We start from the raw sequence: 3,831 nt of genomic DNA, 5'->3' as shown, positions 1-3,831 counted from the left end.
GCCCGGGCGGTACGCGAGGGCCGCCGGGCCGGCTGGGCGGCGGCCGCCGAGCGGGAGCGGCGGGCCTGGCGGGACGCCGAGTTGGCCGCCGAGGCGGCCCGGACCCTGGCCGCGGAGGCGTACGCGGCCGTCGAGGCTCTCCGCCCCGCCCTCGGGGGCGACGGCGTGGCACCGGTGCAGGGGCGGGACGAGGTGCCCACCCCGGTCCCGGCGCCGGCCGCCGTGTCCGGCGCGCGCTGGCGCCCGGCCCGGGCCGGCTGACCCGCGGGGCTCGACCGAATCGTTACCCGAATTCGGTGAGCCCGGTCACCCGTGTCCCGGAAACGGTCATCGGTGCCGGCCCGGCCGATTGACCCCCACAATTCCGGGCCGGTCGCCACCGGATGTCCGCTTTTTGCCGTGCGGTGCCGCCGTAACTGCTCGTCCCATTGAGTGAAGTCAGTGACCGACTGTTCCGATATCCGTAGTCGTGCACGAGGTTTACGCAGGTGAGAGTGCTTGGCAGCCGGCGTACCCACCGGTAGTGTCAGCGCGTCCGGAGCGGTTTTCGATCGCAAGAGGCGACGCCGCGCCGACCCGCCTAATCGTGCTTTCACGAACCGGGGACCCACAGCAACACCGGGGTGAATCCGCGGGCCACGGCCTGCGGTAGGGCGTACTTCCCGCCCGAATCCGTCAGCTAACCCGGTCGGCGGTCACGGAAGGAGTGCCATTCCTCGTGCCCACCCCCCGCTCGTCCCCCCGCCTCCACGGCATCGCGGTGCCGGTGCTCGCCTGACGGCGACCGACTCCGGCAACCGCCCGACCGCCCGGCCCCCGGGCGCTCCCGTTCCGCGGCCATCCGCCCCGCCAGCGCGCGTGAGTTCCTCCGCGCGCCGGGCCGGCGCGTGCCCGCTCACGCCCCCGTGGAGGAAATTGTGAAGCACCACCTGAAGCGTCAGCTGCGCCGCCTCGTGACCGAACGCCCGTACCAGATCATCGCCGGCTCGGCCGCGGCGCTCGTGCTGGCCGGCGGCGCCGGTGCCGCCGTCACCGCCACCGACGACGCGCCGGCCCAGCAGGAGAACACCGCCGCGGTCGCCGAGCTGGGCTCCCGGCTCGGTGAGGTCGCCACCCGGGGTGAGGCCCGGGTCGCCGTCCCGTCGCCCTCGGTCTCGCCGAGCGCGTCGCCGTCGGCCGCGAAGCCGGTGGCCAAGGCCACCTCCGACCCGGACACCACCCCCAAGGCAAAGCCGAAGCCGCCGTCGACCAAGGTGCTCGACTACACCTACGAGGCGCAGACCGCCTACTGGAACTGCGGCCCGGCCGCGGTGCGGAACGCGCTCAGCGCGAGCGGCGTCGAGACCACCCAGGAGGCGATGGTCGCCCCGCTGAACGCCGGCGAGAACGGCACCAACTCCGCCGAGGACACCACCCGGGGCCTGAACCAGATGGTCAAGGGCAACCCGTACCGGACCCACATGTTCGGCGGCTCGGCGAGCCCGGCGGAAATGGACCAGCTCCAGGCGGACGTGGTGAAGGCGATCACCGACGGCCGGGGCGTGGTGGTCAACATCGCCGGCGACGCGACCGACACCGACGGCGGCTGGCACTCGTTCCCGGGCGGCCACTACATCGCCGTGGTCGGTTACAAGAACGACGGCCGGACCGTCCGGATCGCCGACTCGGCGAACCCGGCGCTGCCCGCCTACTGGATGAGCACCGTCGACCTGGCGAACTGGGCCGCCACCCGCGGCTACTCCGCCTGATCGCACCTAACGTCGGGCACCGGCTCCACCGAGCCGGTGCCCGACGTCGTCCGCCCCGGTGTCCGCTCTCGCGCCGGGCGTCCGTCCGGTGGCACACTGCGCCGTATGGGCGACGAGACGGGTACCCGCCATCTGCTGCTGCTGCATGGCATGGGGGCCACCGGTGAGGTGTGGCTGCCCTGGGCGCCGCTGCTGGAGCGCCACTGGGCGGGGCGCTGGCTCGCCCCCGACCTCGCCGGGCACGGCTGGTCGCCGCCGCTGCCCGGGTACTCCTTCGAGGCCCTGGCCGGGCGGGTGGTCGAGGGGCTCGGCCCGGTGACCGAGCGGCTCGGCCCCGAGGACCGGCTCGTGCTGCTCGGGCACTCGCTCGGCGGGGTGGTGGCGCTGGCGCTCGCCGCGCGGTCGCGCCGCCTGCCGGTGGACGCGGTGGTCGGGCTCGGCATCAAGGCCGTCTGGTCCCCGGCCGACCTGGAGAAGGCCCACGAGCTGGCCGCCCGCCCGGTGACCTGGTTCGCCACCCGGGACGAGGCGGCCCGCCGCTACCTGCGGGTCTCCGGGCTGGCCGGGCTGTTCGCCCCCGACCACCCGGTGGTGGAGGCGGGGCTGCGCCGCGAGGACGGCCGCTGGCGGCTGGCCATGGACCCGGCCGCGTTCGCGGTGGGGGAGCCCCGGCTGCCCGCGCTGCTCGCCGCCACCGACGTCCCGGTGCTGCTGGCCCGCGGTGAGCAGGACCCGATGGTGACCGACGCGCAGCTCAAGGAGCTGGGCGTCCCGGTCGCCACGCTGCCCGGGCTGGGCCACAACGCGCACGTCGAGGGCCCGGCCGCCGTGCTCGCCCTCCTCGATGCGTACCTCTGACCGAACCGCCGCTCAGGCGGCGGGGGAGGGGAGCGGCGAGCCGTCCCGCGGCGCGGGCGCGGTCCAGTCCGGCGCGAGCTGCCGGCGGGCGGCGTCGAGGAACACCTCGGCGTACGACTCGGCCGGGAAGTCGCCCAGGTAGCGGGCCCGGGTGGCCCAGCGGTCCGCCGCCTTCGGGTCGGTCTCCAGCAGCTCGGTCAGCACCTCGTCCACGTTGGACATGTCCCGGCGCAGCACGTAGCCGGACCGGGCCAGCGGGAACCGCTCGACGAAGTGCTCACCGTCGACGCCCATGTCGGTGACCGCGTACGGCTTGCCCGAGTAGAGCCAGTCGGAGATCACCCCGGAGACGTCCGAGACCAGCGCGTCGGCGCGGTTGACGCACTCGGTGAGGGTCAGGTCGCGGCCGGCCGCCGCGCCCCACAGGTGCGCCCGGCCGGTCTTCGCCCGGTCCGCGGTGAGCAGTTCGGTGAGGCGGGCCAGCTGCCGCGCCGAGGCCGGGTTCTGCGCGGTGTAGGGGTGTGCCCGCAGGATCACCGTCGCCCCGCGGTCGAGCAGCCGGCGGATCACCGTCTCGGCCACCGGCAGCGAGCAGTAGTTGGCGTCGGCGTGGTGCCCGGTCCAGGTCGGGGTGTAGAGCACGGTCGGGTGGGCCGGGGCGGTGGCCGGCTCCCGGCGTACCTCGATGACCTCGACCTGGGGGCGGCCGACCACGACGAACTTCTCGGCGGGGATCTCCACGCCGGCCCGGGCATACCGCTCGATCGCCGCCGGACCGGCCACGAAGATCTTGTCGAAGATGGCCGAGACCGGGTTGGCGCTGGGCGCCTTGTCGCTGTCGCCGTGATGCAGCTGCACGTGGGTGAGCTGCGAGAAGCGGATGCAGTGGCTGTTCTTCGCGCCGTGGTTGACGTAGAAGGCCGCCCGCAGGCTCGGCACCAGGGCCTCGTCCATGGTCTTCAGGGTGGGGCAGAAGACCACCGGCGCGCGGGTCGCGGCGGCCACGGTGGGCAGGAACTCGGGCTCGCGCAGCAGCACGAGGAACGGCCGGCCGATCCGCTCCAGGTAGGGCAGCCACATGGTGACCTGGTACTCGGAGCCGGGCGGGGCGGAGAAGTAGAGCACGAACTCGGGCTGGTGCCGGCGCAGCGCCCGGCCCACCGGGCCGCCGCCGGCCGGCGGCCGGAACCGGCGGCGGGCCAGGTCGAGGCCGACCGCGCCGCAG

At 74.7% G+C, this 3,831-nt stretch carries 3 protein-coding genes, 1 pseudogene and 1 riboswitch; of the genes and pseudogenes, 3 read left to right on the top strand and 1 reads right to left on the bottom strand.

Going from position 1 to position 3,831, the window contains the following annotated elements; all coding sequences use genetic code 11:
- The 3 genes and pseudogenes from B0E53_RS34040 to B0E53_RS34030 form a co-directional block, all read left to right on the top strand.
- A pseudogene (locus B0E53_RS34040) lies at positions 1-261 on the top strand (hypothetical protein); the annotation flags it as partial.
- 306 nt (positions 262-567) lie between these two features.
- A riboswitch (cyclic di-AMP (ydaO/yuaA leader) is annotated at positions 568-709 on the top strand.
- 196 nt (positions 710-905) lie between these two features.
- On the top strand, positions 906-1,748 hold the full coding sequence (locus tag B0E53_RS34035) for a C39 family peptidase (protein WP_210406326.1): 843 nt from the start codon (positions 906-908) through the stop codon (positions 1,746-1,748).
- 105 nt (positions 1,749-1,853) lie between these two features.
- A complete protein-coding gene (locus tag B0E53_RS34030) occupies positions 1,854-2,606 on the top strand; it encodes an alpha/beta fold hydrolase (protein ID WP_107079662.1) in 753 nt (250 codons plus the stop codon).
- A gap of 12 nt (positions 2,607-2,618) precedes the next feature.
- Here B0E53_RS34030 and B0E53_RS34025 read toward each other — a convergent pair.
- Positions 2,619-3,831 (bottom strand): CDP-glycerol glycerophosphotransferase family protein (locus B0E53_RS34025; protein WP_107079661.1); only part of this gene is annotated, 1,213 nt, incomplete at its 5' end.

The organism is Micromonospora sp. MH33 (genome assembly GCF_003013775.1).
In the GTDB taxonomy this organism is placed as follows: Bacteria; Actinomycetota; Actinomycetes; order Mycobacteriales; family Micromonosporaceae; genus Micromonospora; species Micromonospora fulviviridis.
This window is presented reverse-complemented; position numbering and strand designations above follow the sequence as displayed.